This window comes from Pseudorhodoplanes sinuspersici, from assembly GCF_002119765.1.
GTDB lineage: Bacteria > Pseudomonadota > Alphaproteobacteria > Rhizobiales > Xanthobacteraceae > Pseudorhodoplanes > Pseudorhodoplanes sinuspersici.
This window is the reverse complement of the sequence record NZ_CP021112.1, coordinates 3,033,339-3,051,805: the sequence shown is the minus strand read 5'-3', so window position 1 is coordinate 3,051,805 and position 18,467 is coordinate 3,033,339. Positions and strand designations below refer to the sequence as shown.

Here is an 18,467-nt window from a genome sequence, read left to right as displayed (position 1 = left end):
TGAAACAAGTCCTCCCGTTGGACACGCGGCCTGTTCCCGGCCGCATTTGATGAGCAAGAGTAAAACAACACACCGGGGGTGCAAAGTCCGGCGCATTTCAGAGTTAAAGAGGCGTCACGTTCGCGTATCGGCTGCGACCGGGCGCCACACCAGAAGACGCTTTTCCACCATGGTCACGAGCCCATCGATCACGATGACGAAAGCGGCAAGCACGAACATGCCCGCGAACACGCCGGCAATATCGAAGGTGCCCTCCGCCTGCAGGATCAGATAGCCGAGGCCGGCGGCCGAACCGAGATATTCACCGACCACCGCACCGACCACGGCAAAACCGACCGAGGTGTGCAGCGACGAGAACATCCAGGACAGGGCTGACGGCCAGTAGACATGCCGCATCAATTGCCGCTCGTTCATGCCGAGCATGCGGGCGTTGTTCAACACCGTCGGGCTGACTTCACGCACGCCCTGATAGACGTTGAAGAACACGATGAAGAACACCAGCGTGACGCCGAGCGCGACTTTCGACCAGATGCCGAGGCCGAACCACAACGTGAAGATCGGCGCCAACACAATGCGCGGCAGCGCGTTGATCATCTTCACGTAGGGGTCAAAGATCGCGGCAATGATCGGCTGCCGCGCGAACCAGAAGCCGACGAGCACGCCGCCGACCGATCCGATGATAAAGGCGAGAGCCGACTCGGTCAGCGTGATCCACAGATGCCGCCAGATCGTGCCTTCGGCAAACCATTTGACGATCCGCGCGAACACGTCGCCCGGCGTCGAGAAGAAGAACGGCGGCACCAGCGGCTTGCCATCGGACATCGGAATGGTCGTCAGCACGTGCCACAGCACCAGCGTGATGACGAGAATGAGGATCTGAAAGCCGACGAGAGAAAGACGGTTCATGACGATCACCCGCCCCCCGTCTGCGCATAACCCTTGAGCACTTCTTCTTTCAGTACGTGCCAGATCTCGCGATGCAAATCGTGGAAGGCCTTGTCCAGCCTCACCTCGGAAATGTCGCGCGGGCGCGGCAATGGCACTTTCCAGTCGCCGATGATGCGCGCGGCCGGTCCCGCGGACATGATCACCACGCGATCGGAGAGCGCGATCGCCTCTTCCAGATCGTGGGTGACAAACAGCACCGCCTTGCGGTCGGCGCTCCACAGATCGAGCAGCAGGTTGCCCATGATCTGCCGCGTCTGCGCGTCGAGCGGCCCGAACGGCTCGTCCATCAGAAGGATTTTCGGATCGCGAATGAGCACCTGCGCGAGGCCGACACGTTTTCGCTGTCCGCCCGACAGCATGTGCGGATAGCGTTCGGCGAAATTGCCAAGGCCGACGCGCTTCAGCCAGTCCTGCGCGCGCGCTTGCGCCTGGCCAGATGGCGTTCCCGCAGTTTCGAGGCCGATCGCCACATTCTGGATCGCGGTCTTCCAGGGAAACAGCGAGTCTGCCTGGAACAGATAACCCGATTGCCGGTTCAGCCCGGCCAGCGGCGTGCCGAAGATCTCCGCTTTGCCGCCCGACGGCTGCAGCAGCCCCGCGGCCACATTCAGCAGCGTGGATTTGCCGCACCCGGTCGGGCCGACAATCGAGACGAACTCGCCATCGGCGACCGAAAGGCTCGCCTGCTCGACAGCGGTAAAAGCCACCTTGCCGCCCATCCGGAAGGTGATGGTGACATCGGACAGCGCCACCGCCGGGGCCGCTGACTTCGCCCTCGCCGGCAAAGCCTCGGCTGCTGAACTCTGGATCAAGTGACGCTCCGCTCCCTGTACTTTTGCAAAGACATTACCGAGTGAGTTGCGCGACGCAAGGCCGCGGACCAGCTATCCATGCGGCTCTAGGAAAGGCCCCCGGGATGCAAGATCGTCGGCCATTCTTACGGATCAAGTTCACAGAAAACGCAAGGGATTATGCAGACGGATATCTCGATGCCGGCGAAGGCGGCAGGCATCGGAATTGAACCTGTTGCCCCCGTCGGGCCGGGCGGCCATAAATCTCACTTGCAATTGCAAATGCAATTGGATGGAATGGCAAGGCCGGTTGGCCAGCCAGCGCGCATGCGCGATTGCGGGGCATGTCATGAAGGGACGTATGTTGAGCGCTGCCGCATGGGTTGCGCTGGCTTTTGGCGCCTGTCCGCCGCAGGTTGCGTTAGCGCAAGCCTATCCCTCGCGTGCCATCGAAATGATCGTGCCATTTCCGGCCGGGGCGAACAGCGACCTCGCCGCGCGTGCCCTGGCAGAGGGCATCTCGAAAACACTCGGCCAGGCGACCGTCGTCACCAACAAGGATGGCGCCGCCGGAACGATCGGTGCTGCGGCCGCAGCCGCTGCGCAGCCGGATGGGTATACAATTGTCTTTTCAGCAATGGGGCCTGTCACCGCACAGCCTCATCTGCGCGACGACCTGCGCTACAGTGCCCAGTCGTTCGATTACATCTGCCAGGCGACGGATGTGTTCGTCATCGCCTCAGTGTCCAACGAGAGTCCGCACAAGAGCCTGAAGGATCTCATTGCTTATGCGCGGCGAAACCCTGACAAGCTGACCTATGGCCATCCAGGGCCTGGTACCGTGCCGCATCTGCTAATGCTGCAATTGGCTTCCGATCAAAACCTCAAACTGACGCCGGTGCCATTCAGAGGGGATGCGCTGGCGCTCAACAATCTTCTCGGCAATCACATCGATATTCTCATGTCAGGCGATGCCGCGGTGATCGGAAAGATCCGCCCGCTTGCGGTCTTTGCGGGCGATCGTCTGGCAAGTCTCCCAGATGTGCCCTCGACAAGGGAACTCGGATTGAACACCGGTTTCGGCACGCCAAACGGTTTATTCGCACCGAAGGGCTTATCCGGTGAAGTGCTGACCAAATTGCGCGCTGCCTGCGCGACGGCGATGAAATCCGATGCGTTTATCGAGGCGATGAAGAAGTCCGGGCAGAACGTCAGTTATCTTGACGGCCCGGCTTTCGCCGACCGCATCGCGCAGGATTCGAACACGATTGCGGCGCTGATTGCCAAGGTTGGCAGGCCGAAAAACTGACCCCGCGGAGACGGAGATGGTCAAGAGAACTGTGCGCATGAATGCAGCGAGCAAACCTTTCGATCTTGAACGCTTCGTTCCCTTCGTGCTGAATTCGCTCAGCCGACGGCTGAACATGCGGCTTGAGAAAGCGTTTCGCGTCAAGCGACTGACGATCCATGATTGGCGCCTGCTGGCGACGCTTGCGAATACGCCATTCAACCGTCCGGCCGATGTCGCCAATTACATCGCCACCGATCCGTCGACGTTGAGTCGCATGATCGACCGATTCGCACGCGCCGGCGTGATCACACGGAATAAACCGGCCGGCGAGGCGCGCATCACCGAGCTGGAGCTGACCAAACTTGGCCGCTCCCTCTATGAGGCGGCTTTCGAAGTCATCATGCAGGAGCGTGATTTTTTCCTCGCCTCTTTGACGGCGAACGAACGCGAGCAATTCACGCGCCTGCTCGTCAAAGTGAGTGAGAATTACGAACCCTTTCTCGGATTGCCAGAGCAAAGGACGGCAAAATCCGTGGCCTGATGCCAGTTGTTTTGGAGTGATTGATGCGCGAGTACCGTGACCACTATTTTCCCAATACAGAGGCGCTGGCGCCGGATGAAATGCGCATTATCGCACTCGGCACCGGGCGGCCTTATTTGCGAAAGGCGCAGGCCAATACCGGCTGGCTGGTCGAACTCGGCAACGGCGACAGGTTCCTGTTGGATTTCGGTTTCGGCACACAACTCAACTTCGTGTCGCTGGAAATTCCCTACAACGCGATTACCGCTGTGATCGCCACGCATCTGCACACAGATCACGTCGGCGATTTCATGCAGATCCGTCAGGGCGGATGGTCCGGCGGGCGCATGCATCCGCTGCAGGTGTATGGGCCGTCAGGCAAAATTCCCGAGCACGGCATGAAGCATTTCGTACAGCATCAGGTGGCTGCGTTCCGATGGGACGCCGATACCCGTCACGGCCTGTTGCCACTGGTCGGTTCTGAGATCGATGTGCATGAATTCGATTATTCGAAAGTCTGCGTGATCTACGACAAGAATGGCGTGAAGATCACCTCGTTCCCGGCGGTGCATATCTATGACGGCCCGGTGAGTCTGCGGCTGGAATGGCACGGGCTGACGCTGGTCTATTCCGGCGACACAACACCGTCGTACTTCATGGCCGAAAATGGCAAGGGCGCGGACATCCTGATCCACGAGACATTCGATCGCTGGCAGGTGATGATGGAGCGCGCCGGTTACGACGAGCGTACCGCGCGCGGTGTCTGCACCGTAGCGCATTCCGATCCGGAAGAAGCTGGCAAGGTGCTGGCGCTCTGCAATCCGCGGCTGGCCGTCGGCTATCATTTCTATAACGACGACGATACGCTGCCGGGTCATCTCGCCGCGGTACGCAAGAACTATGATGGACCGCTGGTGTTCGCGCGCGATCTCATGGTCTTCAATGTCACCAAGGAGCAGGTGAAAACGCGCATGGCCGTGACCGCGGCGGCTACCTGGCCGAATAAGGAATTCCACGACGAGGGATTCAAAAAATTGCCGCGCGGGGAGAAGCTGAAAATGTCGCAGTGGCTGCTCGACAAAGTGATGTTTCCGAAGGGGTAGCTCTCGGGTGCATCCCAGGCTTGCCCCGGCACTTATCGCTTCGAGAACATCATTTGCCGCGCAGTTTGTCCCACAGCCAGCGCGCCACATTGTCCGGGGACTCGCCCTGGTTGGCGCGCAGGTTCGCCTCGCGCATCAGCGCGACGTCGATGGCGCCATTCAGCGGTTTCAGAGCGTTGATCAATGCCGTGTCCTTGGCGCGCTTGGGCGACAGCAGCAGCACCGCATCATAGGGCGGGATGACATGCTTGGGATCGTCCAGCACGACGAGGTCGAACTGCGCGATGCGCCCGTCGCTGGTATAGGCTGCGATCACATCCACCTCGTTGCCCACGGCCGGGTACATGAACTCCGCCTGCATCGAACGCTCTTCCCGGAAGTGCAGTCCATAGCCATCGCGGATGGCCGCCCATTCGGCACGTCCGAAGAACTCGTAATCGCCGGCGATCGACATGTTCGGCGCAACACGTGCGAGATCGGCGATGGTGCGGATGCCGAGCCGTTCCGCCTCCGAACGCTTCATCGCAAGGGCATAGGCGTTTTCGAAGCCGAGCGCGCCCGCAAGCCGGACGCCGTGCTCGCGCTCCAGCCATTGCGTGACTTCGGCCAAAGTCTCGGCGCGCGATTTGATATCGCTGCGCTTCATCATCGTCGCCCAGATCGTCCCGGTATATTCCACATAGGCGTCGATGTCGTTGGCGACGAGCGCGGCAAAGATGATGTTGGAGCCGAGACCTTCGCGGCGGCGCGCAGTCAGGCCCTGCGCTTCGAGAGACTGCGCCATCAAAGCCGCAAGAATATATTGTTCGGAAAATGTCTTGGCGCCGATCACATAATCCGCTTTGCGCGCGCCCCAGGCGGGCGCGAGCGCGAGGCTGACGATGAGGAACAGCCCGATAAATCCGGCAATAACGGGCGAGCGGCGGCGGGATGCGGCACCCCGCTCCATCAGCGCCAGCAATTGATCGACCGCCATCGCCAGCAATGCCGCCGCGACACAGCCGAACAGCACGGAGATCCAGTTCTGTGTCTGCAGGCCGCTGAAGATGTAATTGCCCAAACTGGTCTGGCCAATCGGCGTCGACAGCGTTGCCGTACCGATCACCCATACGGCCGCGGTGCGGATGCCGGCCATGATCACCGGAATGGCGAGGGGCAATTCCACCATGAACAGAGATTGCCGCTCGGTCATGCCGACGCCCTGTGCCGCCCAACGCAAGTCGGGATCAACACCCTCGATGCCGGTGATGGTATTGCGCAACACCGGCAGCATTGAATAGAGCGCCAGTGCCAGGACGGACGGCAAAAAGCCGAGTGCGGAAAAATCGAAGCCGAGAAAGCGCGCCGTCAGCGAAGCTGTACCAAGCAGCAGCGGATAGAACAGCGCAAGCAGCGCAAGGCCGGGAATCGTCTGCACGATGCTGGCAATGCCAAGCACCACGTCGCGCAGATAGGGCCGGCGGACGGAAAACAGCGCCAGCGGCAGGCTGATCGCTAATCCGATGGCGAGTGCGGTCAGACTCACCAGCACATGCTGGCTGAGATAATCGGGCAGCCGTGACCACGCATCGGCGATGGCGGGATCGATGCTCATGACGCGGCGCTTTCACGCATCAGCGCATTCAATCGCTCGGCCTGCTGGCGCGGCATGTCCATCAGGGCCCGCACGTCATCGTTTGGCGGATTCGTCACGAGATCATGCGGCGTGCCGAGACCTGCAATGCGGCCGTCCTGCAAAACCGCGATGCGATCCGCAAGCAGCACGGCCTCGATCACATCATGGGTGATCATGACGGTGGTGAGTTGAAGTGCCTCGTGCAGCTTGCGATAGTCACGGCTCAGGGCATCGCGGGTTCGCAGATCCAGCGCACCGAACGGTTCGTCCATCAAGACAACGCGTGGCTTGGCGGCGATGGCGCGCGCAACACCGATGCGCTGGCGCTGGCCGCCGGACAATTCTGACGGGATACGATCCCGGTATTGCTCCGGCGGCAGTTGAACCAAGGTCAATAGTTCTTCGGTGCGGGCCGCGATGCGCGCCTCGTCCCAGCCGAGGAGGCGTGGCGTGATGCCGATATTCTCCGCCAGAGTCATGTGCGGAAACAATCCGACATGTTGAAACACGTAGCCGATGTGCCGGCGCAGCAGGACCGGATCGAGGTGTTGCACATCCTCGCCCTCGAACCAAACGACGCCCTCGCTCGGGTCGATCAGCCGGTTGATCATGCCAAGCAGCGTCGACTTGCCCGAACCGGATTGTCCAACCATGACAATGAATTCGCCGGATTGAATGTCGAGCGAGATATTGTCGAGCGCCGGGCGCACATTGTCGCCGTAACGCTTGGTAACGGCGTCGAACGCGATCATGGCCGCTGGTTCGGGCTTTACCACGCGATCGAAATCTCAGAGAGCAGGTTGAGCAACAACACCAGTGTCGGCGCGCCGGTTCCGGTCAGGTGGCGGCGGAAAATGATGACAAGATCCTCGCCCGGATCGCCGCCGAGCGGCACCCAACCACCGTTTGTGGCGCGGAATTCAGATTGAACTTCGATTCGCCGCACGCGCGGGCGGCATAGCCTTCGCCAATGATGCACAGCATTGGCTCACAATCCATCATGCTCTCCCGATATTGACCAGCGACGCCATGGTGACGCGAATGCGGGCCTCTGTCTACCCGGAGCATTTTTGGCTGTGATCCATCAAAACCAGAAAGCCCCTAGTTTTTCAGCGCCGGCATTTTCTCGACCAGGTCGCCGACGAGCCGTGAGACCTGCTCCATCCGCGCGGCGAATTCCGGCCCATCGAAATAATCGACCGTCTGTCCGGATTTCGTCATCGCCGCGCGAAAGCTCTGGGACGCCACCGTATCTGCGCAAGCCTTGCGCAACCGGGTCAGCGCAGCCGCCGGCACGCCCTTCGGCGCATATAAGCCGAACGGTGTCGCAAAGCCCTCGCCGAAGCCGAGTTCGTTCGTGGTCGGCACATCCGGCAAACTTGGCGTGCGTTCGCGCGCGATGATCGCCAGCGCGCGCATATTGCCGATACCCCCGGCGTCGCCCGACATCTGAATGTCGATATGCTTTCCGATCAATGCGGTGCGTGCCGGCGCGTCGCCGCGGAACGGCACCGACGTCAGCGTAACGCCGGCTCGCGAAGACAGATCGAGCATCTGCAGATGCGGGATGCTGCCGTGCCCGGGATGGCCGTAGGTGAGTTTGTCAGGTGTTTGGCGAGCCTGATCGAACAGATCCTTCAGCGACCGATAGGGGCTCTCGGGCGATACCACAATCACGGTCGGCGTAATCGCCACCTGGCAGATATAGTCGAATGAATTCACATTGTAGCGCAGATCGCTGCGCAGATGCGGCCGGCCGGTGATGACCCCCATCGCCGAAAAGCCCAGTGTGACGCCATCCGGTGCCGCCACCGCCGTCGCGGTCGCACCGATGGTACCGCCCGCGCCGTCTCTGTTGATCACGACGATCGTTTGATCGAGGTCTTTCGACAAGCGCTCCGACAGTATCCGCGCAACCAGATCGGTGACGCCGCCCGCAGGAAACGGAACGATAAGCTCAATGTTGCGCGAGCCTTGTGCGGATGCCGTCACCGGCACCAGCAGCGAGACCATGAGCGCAATAATACAACATGCCTTCTTGTCGAACATGTAAGTGGCCTCCCCGACCGTTCCGAGCCTTTCCGGCTTTGATGAGAGGAAGCCGTGGCCCAGCTTATTGTTTGACGTCTTGTGTTCGCGCGAAGCGATATCCTTCACGCGGGCGACACGTCCAAGTCGACTGAATTGCCGACGTGAAAGCAAGCGAATATTCGGCCGATGGCGATATCGCCCATCACGCGTTGCACAAACAAAAAAGGGCCCGCCGAAGCGAGCCCTTTGCAATTCGATCGTTTCGGATCAGATCAGTTCTTGGCCTTGTCGACCAGCGCGCCCTTCTTGATCCACGGCATCATCTCGCGCAGCTTCTCGCCCACTTTCTCGATATCGTGGGCGTTGGCCCGCGCGCGGGTCGCCTTGAACGAGGCCTGATTGACCTTGTTCTCCAGCATCCAGTCGCGGGTGAACTTGCCGGACTGGATGTCGTTCAGCACGCGCTTCATTTCAGCCTTGGTTTCCGGCGTGATGATGCGCGGACCGGTGACATACTCGCCGTATTCGGCGGTGTTGGAGATCGAGTAGTTCATGTTGGCGATGCCGCCTTCGTAGATCAGGTCGACGATCAGCTTCAGTTCGTGCAGGCATTCGAAATACGCCATCTCCGGCGCATAGCCCGCTTCCACCAGCGTCTCATAACCGGCGCGGATCAGTTCCACCGTGCCGCCGCAGAGCACGGCCTGCTCACCGAACAGATCGGTCTCGCACTCTTCCTTGAAGGTGGTTTCGATGATGCCCGCACGGCCGCCGCCGATCGCCGAGGCGTAGGACAGGCCGAGGTCATGGGCGTTGCCGGACGAGTCCTTGTCGATCGCGATCAGGCAGGGCACGCCGCCGCCCTTGAGATATTCGCCGCGCACGGTGTGGCCGGGGCCCTTCGGGGCGACCATCAGCACGTCGAGATCGGCGCGCGGCTCGATCAGGTTGAAATGCACGTTGAGGCCGTGGGCGAACAGCAGCGCCGCGCCTTCCTTCATGTTGGCATGCAGGTGATCGCGGTAGATGTCGCCCTGCAATTCGTCCGGGGTCAGCATCATGACCACGTCGGCCCACTTGGCGGCCTCGGCCACCTCCATGACCTTGAACTTCTCGCCTTCGGCCTTCTTGGCCGAGGCCGAACCCTTGCGGAGCGCGATGGCCACATCCTTTACGCCGGAATCGCGCAAGTTGAGCGCATGGGCATGGCCCTGGCTGCCATAGCCGACAATGGCGACCTTCTTGCCCTTGATCAGGTTCAGGTCGGCATCCCGGTCATAATAAACACGCATCATCAACCCCTTGTGGCGGCTTGTCCCGGCCGCAGTGTTATCGGTGCGCCAGAAGGGTTCCGGCGCCGGTCAGGCGAGGTTTCTAGGGGTATGGCGGGCCCGCGACAAGTCCCGGAGGCGGCATCGGCCCCGGTCGAATGATCATATCTCGGTCCGTCCCCGCTCGGCGGAAGCGTCGGGCGCTAGTGCGGGTCGGCAAAAATCCGGTAGCGCTGCGGCTTGAGGCCGATGGTGGCACCGACTTCGACCGGCAGGTTCCGCGGGGTGTCGATCTCGACCAGCGTTTCCGGCGCCGACAGCAACACCTCGACCCGCCGCGCCGCGCCAAGGCCGTGCACGCGCTTGACCACGCCCGTAAGGGTCGCTCCGTCGGCGGCGACCACGTCGATCTCGTGCGGACGCACGAACAGCCTGGCCGCCCCATTCGCAGCGCCTTGGGGATCGATCGACAATGGCCGGCCTTCCACATGCACCCGCTGGTCCTGCACCGTGATCGGCAGCATCAGTGACTCGCCGATGAATTCATGCACGAAGGCTGTCGCCGGGCGGTCATGTACATCCTCGGGGGCACCGACTTGCTCGATCCGGCCCTTGTCCATCACCACTACGCGGTCGGCGACTTCCAGCGCTTCTTCCTGGTCGTGCGTGACGAACACCGAGGTGACGTGGATGTCCTCGTGCAGGCTGCGCAGCCAGCGGCGCAGCTCCTTGCGCACCTTTGCATCCAGCGCACCGAATGGCTCGTCGAGCAGCAGAACGCGCGGCTCGATCGCCAGCGCGCGCGCCAGCGCGATACGCTGGCGCTGCCCGCCGGAGAGTTGCGACGGATATCGGTCCGCCAGCCATTTGAGCTGCACAAGGTCAAGCAATTCGTCGACCTTCTGGCGAATCTTCTCCTCGCTGAGACGCTGACGGCGCGGCCGCACCCGCAGACCGAATGCGATATTCTCGAACACGCTCATATGCCGGAACAGCGCATAATGCTGGAACACGAAGCCGACATGGCGCTCGCGCACACTGCGCGACAAGGCATCGGTACCATCAAACATAACGTGGCCGGTGTCTGGCCATTCGAGACCGGCAATGATCCGCAGCAGCGTCGTCTTGCCGGAGCCGGATGGGCCAAGCAACGCGACCAGTTCGCCCGACTTCACTTCGAGGTCGACGCCATTCAGCGCCGTAAAGTCGCCGAAGCGCTTGGTGACATTGCGAATGTCGATTTTCATCTCATCGCTCCGATATCGCGAACCGTTCCAGCACGACCTTGGCGATCAGCGTCACCAGCGCCAGCAGCGCCAGGAGAGACGCCACCGCGAACGAGGCCATGAACTGGTATTCGTTGTAGAGAATTTCGATATGCAGCGGCATGGTGTTGGTCTCGCCGCGGATATGACCGGACACCACCGCCACCGCGCCGAACTCGCCCATCGCGCGCGCATTGCAGAGAAGTACGCCGTAAAGCAGCGCCCATTTCACATTCGGCAACGTCACGCGGAAGAAGGTCTGCAGGCCGGAGGCGCCGAGCGAGATCGCGGCCTCTTCCTCCTGCGTGCCCTGCTCCTGCATCAGCGGGATCAGTTCTCGCGCAACGAACGGGAATGTCACCAGCAGCGTCGCCAGCACAATACCAGGCAAGGCGAAGATGATCTTGACGTCATGCTCGATCAACCACGCGCCGAAGAAGCCCTGCGCGCCGAACAGCAGCACGAAAACCAGACCGGAGATGACCGGACTCACCGAGAACGGCAGATCGATCAGCGTGATCAAAAGGCTTTTGCCGGGAAATTCAAACTTCGCGATCGCCCAAGCGGCAACGAGACCGAATATCAAATTCAGCACGACGGAAATGGAGGCGACCAGAATCGTCAACTGGATCGCCGACACGGCGTCGGGGTCGGTCAGTGCATCGAAGTAAGGGCCGATGCCGCGCGCGAAGGCCTGTACGAACACGGTGACCAGCGGCAACACCAGGAAAATAAAAAGAAACGTCAGCGACACGCCAATGATGAGCCAGCGCACCAAAAATGACTCGGAGCGCGCCGGACGCGGCCGTGTGGCGCCATTCGAGCGCGTGCGATCTGCGAAACCTGTTGCGGGTCCAGCCATGATGATCTCACGCGTGGCCGGTGCGCGTCGCCGACCACCGTTGCAGGCGGTTGATGGCGAACAGAATGACGAAGGAGGCCAGCAGCATCACCACCGCAATGGCCGTGGCGTCGGCATATTTGAACTCCTCAAGCCGGATCACGATCAACAGCGGCGCGATCTCGGAGATATTCGGCAGATTGCCGGCAATGAAGATCACCGAGCCATATTCCCCGACAGCGCGCGCGAAGGCGAGTGCAAAACCGGTCCACAAGCTCGGCAGGACGATTGGCGCGATGACCTTCGTAATCGTCTGCCAGCGGCTGGCGCCCAGCGTCGCCGCGGCTTCCTCGATTTCCGTATCGAGATCTTCCAGCACCGGCTGCAGCGTGCGCACCACGAACGGCAAGCCGATAAAGATCAACGCAATCAGAATGCCAAGCGGCGTGAACGCAACCTTGATGCCGAACGGCGCCAACAATCCACCGAGCCAGCCATTTTCCGCGAACAGCGTGGTCAGCGCGATGCCGGCAACCGCAGTCGGCAATGCAAAAGGAACATCGATGATCGCATCGACCAGACGCTTGCCGGGGAATTCATAACGCACCAGGGCCCATCCCACCAACGCGCCAAAAAACAGGTTCACGGCCGCTGCAACCAGCGATAGTCCGAAACTGATCTTCAAGGCATTGAGCGCGCGCGTTCCGGTCACGATCGACCAGAATTCCGAAGGCGATAACTCAGCGGTCTTGAGAAACAGACCACCGAGCGGAATGAGCACGATCAAGGCGAGCCAGGTCAGCGTCAGTCCGAGCGTGATGCCAAAACCAGGTATCACGCTCCGGCGGCGCCGGTTGCGACGGCGATCCAAGGATGTCGTCTCCCGACTGTCCAGTTGATCGCCAATTGTATGGGCAGCAACGCTCATTGGCTATAGATTTCGTCGAAGACGCCCTTGTCGTCGAAGTGCTTCTTCTGCGCCGCGCGCCAGCCGCCGAAATCGTCATTGATGGTGAGAAGGCTCAGCTTCGGAAATATATTCTCGTATTTTTTGGCGACTTCAGGATCGCGCGGGCGGTAGTAGTGTTTTCCGGCGATGTCCTGACCTTCCTTGCTGTAAAGATAGTTCAGATAGGCCTCAGCCGCAGCCCGCGTTCCCTTCTTGTCGACAACCTTGTCGATGACGGCGACGGGCGGCTCGGCAAGAATCGATACCGACGGAATGACGATTTCAAACTTGTCCTTGCCGAGTTCGTTGATGGCGAGGAACGCTTCATTTTCCCACGAGATGAACACGTCGCCGACGCCACGTTCGACGAAGGTGATGGTCGAACCGCGGGCACCGGTGTCGAGCACTGGCACATTCTTGAAGATGTTCTTCACGAACTCCTTGGCCTTATCCTCGGAGCCGTATTTCTTTGCCGCATAACCCCAGGCCGCGAGATAATTCCAGCGGGCGCCACCCGATGTTTTCGGATTCGGCGTGATCACCTTCACATCGGGACGCACGAGATCGTCCCAGTCCTTGATCTTTTTGGGATTGCCCGCGCGCACCAGCAGCACGATAGTCGATGTATAGGGCGATGAGTTTTGCGGCAGCTTCTGCTGCCAGTCTTTCGAGAGCAATCCCTTATCGGCGATTGCATCGATATCGTAAGCCAGCGCCAGCGTGACCACATCGGCACTGAGCCCATCGATGACCGAACGAGCCTGACGGCCGGAACCTCCATGCGAGGCCTTGATGGCAACCGTCGTGCCGGTCTCAGCCTTGTATTTCGCGGCAAAAGCTTTGTTGAAATCGGCATAAAGCTCGCGGGTCGGATCGTACGACACGTTGAGCAGCGAAATGTTCTGGGCGGCCGCCGATGTCACCCAGCCGGCAATGGCGAGCATTGCAACAAGAAGCCGCATCATGATCCTCCATCGGCCGGAACAACTCCGGCACAGGTCAAGGGTTGCAGCGACGGACCATTGCGGCCTGTCGCATTTATCCGACCTCTCAGTCAGCGATGCGCCGTGGCAATGCGATGGCGCGGGCATTCCCGCAGCACCGCCGGACTGAAAATCCGGCCATTTCGCCACCAAGGCACAAGGATCGTTGGGTATCGCCCCCCGAACCCGTGGGAATGGGGCCACATAATTCTGACTAAATCAATCAGAATAGTTTTATTTATCCGGAGCCTTTTCGAGGCGATTTTTCTGCGGCGGCCTGCGCGAGCGTTGTTTTTTCTAGGATTTTCGCCGTCGCATCACGAGCTGCGATCAGCGCCGGCCGCAGGGTGCAGATGTGCAAATCGACGCAGTCCGGGCATTGTCGGAACGCCGTCTGGCTCGCGCAGGGCGCGAGCGCCAGCGGCCCGTCAATGTGGCGGATGATTTCGGCCAAATTGATGTCCTTGGGCGTACGGCTCAACAGGAAACCGCCCTGGTTCCCGCGTGTGGATACCAGAAGGTTCGATCGCTTTAGTTCGGAGAAAATCTGCTCAAGAAAAGGGCGCGGAATTTTCAGGTCCTGCGCGATGTCGCGAACAGATACCGGCGCCGCGCCTCTATGGCCGGCAAGATAGATCATTGCTCGAAGAGCATATTTGGCGCGGCGGGAAAGCATGGTCAGCGTTTGCGCGGTTCCGATGCAACGTTAAACCACCATCGGCACGATGCTGACAACCAGAAGCGCCGCCATCGCGAGATTGAAGACGCGTGCATAGTTCGGGTCGGTGAGCAGCCGGCGCAAAGCCACGCCGAAGCCGGTCCAGGTCACCACGGCGAGAATTGTCGCGACCGCGAACACCACCAGCAGCAAAGCAAGATCGGACAACCACCGTTCCGGCCTCACATAGAGCGCGATCGCGCTCAGGGCGATCACGACGGCTTTGGGGTTGACCCACTGGAACAGCGCTGCCTGCCAGAAGGAAATCGGCTGAGAAATATGCCGGTCATTGTCGGCCGCGGGCTTTGCGGTCGCGATCTTCCATGCGAGCCAAAGCATATAGGCCGCACCCACGATCTTCAGCACGATCTGCAATGGCGGATAGGCGGCGAAGATCGCGCCCAGTCCTGCTGCACAACCCATCAGCAAGACGACGAAGCCCAGCGTGATGCCGAACATATGCGGCAGCGTCCGAGTGAACCCGAAATTCACCCCGGACGCGGTCACCATGATGTTGTTCGGGCCCGGTGTGAATGCCGTTGCCGCCGCAAACGCAAGAAGCGCCAGAAACAGGTCGAACGGCATGCCCATCCGCTACATCGCCTCGGGGCCGCGACTGATGGCGACCACGCCGGTGCGTGACACTTCGACAAGGCCGAGCGGCAGCATCAGCTCGATGAACTGGTCGATCTTGTCGCTCTTGCCGGTGATCTCGAACACGAAGCTTTCAGTGGTCGCATCGATCACGCGAGCGCGGAATGCATCGGCGAGACGCAGCGCCTCGACGCGGTGCTCGCCCTTGCCGCGCACTTTCACCATTGCCAGTTCGCGCTCAAGATAAGGACCCGCCACCGTGAGATCGATCACGCGGTGAACCGGCACAAGACGCTCGAGCTGGTTCTTGATCTGCTCGATCACCATCGGCGTGCCGCTGGTGACGATGGTGATGCGGGAGATGTGCTTCTGATGCTCGGTCTCCGACACCGTTAGCGAATCGATATTGTAGCCGCGGCCCGAGAACAGCCCGATCACCCGCGCAAGAACGCCCGGCTCGTTGTCGACCAGCACCGACAAGGTATGCGAACTGGAAACCTCCGCTGCCGGCGCCGCGGGATAATGGGACGTGGTGGGTATGGTGGCGTTCACGAGCAATTTTCCCTTATTGTACTGTCGTCATTCCGGGGCGCGCTGAAAGCGCGAACCCGGAATCCAGGCCTCAGAATCGATCTCTGGATTCCGGGTTCGCAAGCTTCGCTCGCGCCCCGGAATGACCAGATCAAACCAGCATCTTGCCTTCTTCGGTGATCGCATCCTCGAGGCTCTCCGCGGCATCGCTGAGGATCATCTCATTATGCGCGCGGCCGGACGGGATCATCGGGAAACAATTTTCCTTCTGATCGACCACGCAATCGAAGATCACCGGTTTGTCGATATCGATCATCTCCTTGATCGCATCGTCGAGATCGCCCGGCTTCTGGCAGCGGATACCATGCGCATGCATCGCTTCCGCGAGCTTCACGAAGTCCGGCAGCGCCTCCGAATAGCTTTCCGAATAGCGGTTGCCATGCAGCAATTCCTGCCACTGGCGCACCATGCCCATATACTGGTTGTTCAGGATGAACACCTTGATCGGCAGCCGGTACTGAACCGCCGTCGAGATTTCCTGCATGGTCATCTGCACCGAGGCTTCACCGGCAATATCGATGACCAGCGATTTCGGATGCGCCATCTGCACGCCGACCGCCGCCGGCAGGCCATAGCCCATCGTGCCGAGGCCGCCCGAGGTCATCCAACGGTTCGGCTCCTGGAAACGATAGAACTGCGCCGCCCACATCTGATGCTGGCCGACTTCGGTGGTGATGTAGGTGTCCTTGTCCTTGGTCAGCTCGAACAACCGCTCGATCGCATATTGCGGCTTGATGATGTCCTTCGACGGACGATAGCTGAGCGACTTGCGCGCGCGCCATTTGTCGATCTGTTTCCACCATTCGGCCATCGCCTTCTTGTCCGGCTGGAACGAAGACGAACGCCACAGCCGCGTCATGTCTTCGAGCACATGCGCGCAATCACCGATGATCGGAATATCGACCTTCACCGTCTTGTTGATCGAGGACGGATCGATATCGATATGGATCTTGCGTGAGTTCGGCGCGAACGCATCGAGCCGCCCGGTGATACGGTCGTCGAACCGCGCACCGACGCAGATCATCACGTCGCAATCGTGCATCGCCCAGTTGGCTTCGTAGGTGCCGTGCATGCCGAGCATACCGAGCCATTGCGGATCAGCCGCCGGATAAGCGCCAAGCCCCATCAGCGTCGAGGTGATCGGGAAACCGGTCAGCTTGACCAGTTCGCGCAAGAGATGACTCGCTTCCTTGCCGGAATTGATGACGCCGCCGCCGGTATAGAACAGCGGCTTCTTCGCGCTCGCCATCAGTTCGACCGCCGCCTTGATCTTGTCGAGGTCGCCCTTGATCTTCGGCGTGTAGGTCTTGTGCTTGATATTCTGCGGGCCTGAATAGGTGCCCTTGGCGAATTGAATATCCTTCGGGATGTCGATCACCACCGGACCCGGCCGGCCGCTGGCGGCGACATAGAACGCCTCGTGCAGCACGCGCGGCAGGTCCTCGATCCGCTTCACCAGATAGTTGTGCTTGGTGCAGGGCCGCGTGATGCCGACGGTATCGCATTCCTGGAAAGCGTCATTGCCGATCAGATGCGTCGGAACCTGGCCGGTGATGCAGACGATCGGGATCGAATCCATCAGCGCGTCAGTCAGGCCGGTCACCGCATTGGTCGCGCCGGGACCGGACGTCACCAGCACGCAGCCGACCTTGCCGGTCGAGCGGGCATAGCCTTCCGCCATATGGACTGCGCCCTGCTCATGGCGCACGAGCACATGCTTGACCCGCTCCTGCTGGAAGATGGCGTCGTAGATCGGCAGCACCGCGCCGCCGGGATAGCCGAAAATGTGGGTCACACCCTGATCGGCGAGCGCCTCGATCACCATTTCGGCGCCGGTCATTTCCTTGCTCATCTCACTGCTCCAATCACTCGTCGTCTCTCGTGGTCATCCGGGAAAAGAAAAAAGGGCCCGTGAGGCCCCCTGAACAGCGCATCGCCCGGCATAGGTGGTTTCAACCACCCCCAGCGATGCGCCTTCCTACGATGAGAAGCGTCCACGAAATAAAATTGCGCGACATAGCCTAGTCCAGTACGAACGTTGCGCGTGGTATAAGGGTCGTCTCCCGCCCCGTCAAGCGCCGAGCCTCTCGGCGGGCCGTCAGAACGAGGCGGTCAATGAGGCCACGTAGCGCCGGGCTCCGGACTGAGCGAGGCCGCCGCTGCCGTATCCGGCGATCCAGTAGGCCTCATTGGTCAGGCTCTCGACGTTGAAGCGCGCCGTCATTTTCACCTGGTCCACATAATAGACATAGCGGGCGCCGAGATCAAAGCGGGTCCAGGACGGAACATCGAACGTGTTCGCATTGTTATACGGCGCCGGTCCGGTGTGATAGATCGCCCCGGTCACGGTGAAGCCGGGAACGAACGGGAGGTCGACTTCGGCGGCGAGCCGATATTCGCTGTCCGGAACCGAAGTGACCTTCTTGCCATCGAACTCGCCCGAATCCGTCTGGAGCTGCACGGCATCGATGAAGGATGCTCCCGCGACAAAACGAATACCCTTGATCGGCTCGCCGAAGATCGTGACCTCGTAGCCCCGATTTTCCTGCCGGCCATCCTGCGTGAAGATATTCGTCGCCGTATCGATATATTGGTTGGCTTTATTGATGTTGTAATAAGCGAAGGTCGCTCCGAGGATTTGAAAGTCGAACTTCGCTCCGAATTCGTGTTGCTTGCTCACGAGCGCCGGAAAAGTCTGCCCCACATTAACGGTCCCCGGCGGCGCGACGCCGCCGCGCTCCAGCGCCTCGATATAATTGCCGTAGAGCGCCAGCCACGGCGTGATCTTGATCAGCCCGGCAATCGACGGCGTGACCGCACTCGCGGACGAGCCGCTCAACTGCTGGCCGGTCACGATATCGAAATTGCTCTGATCGATCTGCGTACGCCGCACGCCGCCGATCACGCTGACGGGGCGCTTGCTCCTGCGCTGTTGCAACTGTTGCCGCTGTCAGAC

19 protein-coding genes are annotated in these 18,467 nt (G+C 60.6%); 3 read left to right on the top strand and 16 right to left on the bottom strand.

All coding sequences use genetic code 11. The features are described 5' to 3' along the window. Positions 1–114 precede the first annotated feature (114 nt). Both CAK95_RS14755 and CAK95_RS14750 read right to left on the bottom strand, forming a co-directional pair. Entirely contained in the window at positions 115–906 is a 792-nt protein-coding gene (locus CAK95_RS14755; RefSeq protein ID WP_086091426.1) for an ABC transporter permease, read from the bottom strand. 5 nt (positions 907–911) lie between these two features. Further along, complete coding sequence (locus CAK95_RS14750) at positions 912–1,667, bottom strand: ABC transporter ATP-binding protein (protein ID WP_086091425.1); 756 nt, start codon at positions 1,665–1,667, stop codon at positions 912–914. Between the two features lie 421 nt (positions 1,668–2,088). Here CAK95_RS14750 and CAK95_RS14745 point away from each other — a divergent pair, with 421 nt between their 5' ends. From CAK95_RS14745 to gntH, 3 genes are read left to right on the top strand one after another with little or no spacing between them, the layout of a single operon-like run. Further along, positions 2,089–3,048 (top strand): Bug family tripartite tricarboxylate transporter substrate binding protein, encoded by a 960-nt coding sequence (locus CAK95_RS14745; protein ID WP_157699631.1) that lies wholly within the window; start codon positions 2,089–2,091, stop codon positions 3,046–3,048. Positions 3,049–3,064: 16 nt separating this feature from the next. After that, positions 3,065–3,571, top strand: coding sequence for a MarR family winged helix-turn-helix transcriptional regulator (locus CAK95_RS14740; RefSeq protein ID WP_086088589.1), 507 nt, complete (start codon positions 3,065–3,067; stop codon positions 3,569–3,571). 23 nt (positions 3,572–3,594) lie between these two features. Beyond that, the gene (gntH, locus tag CAK95_RS14735; protein WP_086088588.1) at positions 3,595–4,653 is read left to right on the top strand and encodes a guanitoxin biosynthesis MBL fold metallo-hydrolase GntH; all 1,059 of its coding nucleotides are present in this window, start codon (positions 3,595–3,597) and stop codon (positions 4,651–4,653) included. A 49-nt stretch (positions 4,654–4,702) separates the two neighbouring features. On the opposite strand, the gene CAK95_RS14730 is transcribed toward gntH, so the two are convergent. From CAK95_RS14730 to CAK95_RS14670, 14 genes are all read right to left on the bottom strand, one after another. Next, positions 4,703–6,247 (bottom strand): ABC transporter permease/substrate-binding protein, encoded by a 1,545-nt coding sequence (locus CAK95_RS14730; RefSeq protein ID WP_086088587.1) that lies wholly within the window; start codon positions 6,245–6,247, stop codon positions 4,703–4,705. Continuing rightward, complete coding sequence (locus CAK95_RS14725; protein ID WP_086088586.1) at positions 6,244–7,020, bottom strand: ATP-binding cassette domain-containing protein; 777 nt, start codon at positions 7,018–7,020, stop codon at positions 6,244–6,246. The genes CAK95_RS14730 and CAK95_RS14725 overlap by 4 nt, the downstream gene beginning before the upstream one ends. A gap of 17 nt (positions 7,021–7,037) precedes the next feature. Next, positions 7,038–7,163: a hypothetical protein gene (locus CAK95_RS30205; RefSeq protein WP_280949818.1), complete on the bottom strand. Its 126-nt coding sequence runs from the start codon at positions 7,161–7,163 to the stop codon at positions 7,038–7,040. Positions 7,164–7,369: 206 nt separating this feature from the next. After that, positions 7,370–8,317 (bottom strand): tripartite tricarboxylate transporter substrate binding protein, encoded by a 948-nt coding sequence (locus CAK95_RS14720; RefSeq protein WP_147413731.1) that lies wholly within the window; start codon positions 8,315–8,317, stop codon positions 7,370–7,372. A 254-nt stretch (positions 8,318–8,571) separates the two neighbouring features. Beyond that, positions 8,572–9,591, bottom strand: coding sequence for a ketol-acid reductoisomerase (ilvC, locus tag CAK95_RS14715; protein ID WP_086091424.1), 1,020 nt, complete (start codon positions 9,589–9,591; stop codon positions 8,572–8,574). A 182-nt stretch (positions 9,592–9,773) separates the two neighbouring features. Continuing rightward, on the bottom strand, positions 9,774–10,817 hold the full coding sequence (locus CAK95_RS14710; RefSeq protein WP_086088584.1) for a sulfate/molybdate ABC transporter ATP-binding protein: 1,044 nt from the start codon (positions 10,815–10,817) through the stop codon (positions 9,774–9,776). A 1-nt stretch (position 10,818) separates the two neighbouring features. Further along, a complete protein-coding gene (cysW, locus tag CAK95_RS14705; protein WP_086088583.1) occupies positions 10,819–11,697 on the bottom strand; it encodes a sulfate ABC transporter permease subunit CysW in 879 nt (292 codons plus the stop codon). 7 nt (positions 11,698–11,704) lie between these two features. Beyond that, entirely contained in the window at positions 11,705–12,547 is an 843-nt protein-coding gene (cysT, locus tag CAK95_RS14700; RefSeq protein ID WP_280949817.1) for a sulfate ABC transporter permease subunit CysT, read from the bottom strand. 53 nt (positions 12,548–12,600) lie between these two features. Then, positions 12,601–13,590, bottom strand: a complete 990-nt coding sequence (locus tag CAK95_RS14695; protein WP_086088581.1) for a sulfate ABC transporter substrate-binding protein — start codon at positions 13,588–13,590, stop codon at positions 12,601–12,603. Positions 13,591–13,846: 256 nt separating this feature from the next. Beyond that, positions 13,847–14,284, bottom strand: a complete 438-nt coding sequence (locus tag CAK95_RS14690; protein WP_086088580.1) for an RrF2 family transcriptional regulator — start codon at positions 14,282–14,284, stop codon at positions 13,847–13,849. Positions 14,285–14,314: 30 nt separating this feature from the next. Then, on the bottom strand, positions 14,315–14,917 hold the full coding sequence (locus CAK95_RS14685) for a LysE family translocator (RefSeq protein WP_183044351.1): 603 nt from the start codon (positions 14,915–14,917) through the stop codon (positions 14,315–14,317). Between the two features lie 3 nt (positions 14,918–14,920). Continuing rightward, positions 14,921–15,472: an acetolactate synthase small subunit gene (ilvN, locus tag CAK95_RS14680; RefSeq protein WP_198343721.1), complete on the bottom strand. Its 552-nt coding sequence runs from the start codon at positions 15,470–15,472 to the stop codon at positions 14,921–14,923. Between the two features lie 130 nt (positions 15,473–15,602). Beyond that, on the bottom strand, positions 15,603–17,363 hold the full coding sequence (locus tag CAK95_RS14675) for an acetolactate synthase 3 large subunit (protein WP_086088579.1): 1,761 nt from the start codon (positions 17,361–17,363) through the stop codon (positions 15,603–15,605). A gap of 246 nt (positions 17,364–17,609) precedes the next feature. Continuing rightward, positions 17,610–18,449 carry a TonB-dependent receptor gene (locus CAK95_RS14670; RefSeq protein WP_086088578.1) on the bottom strand — a complete coding sequence of 280 codons (840 nt, stop codon included), beginning with the start codon at positions 18,447–18,449 and terminating at the stop codon, positions 17,610–17,612. Between the last annotated feature and the right edge of the window lie 18 nt (positions 18,450–18,467).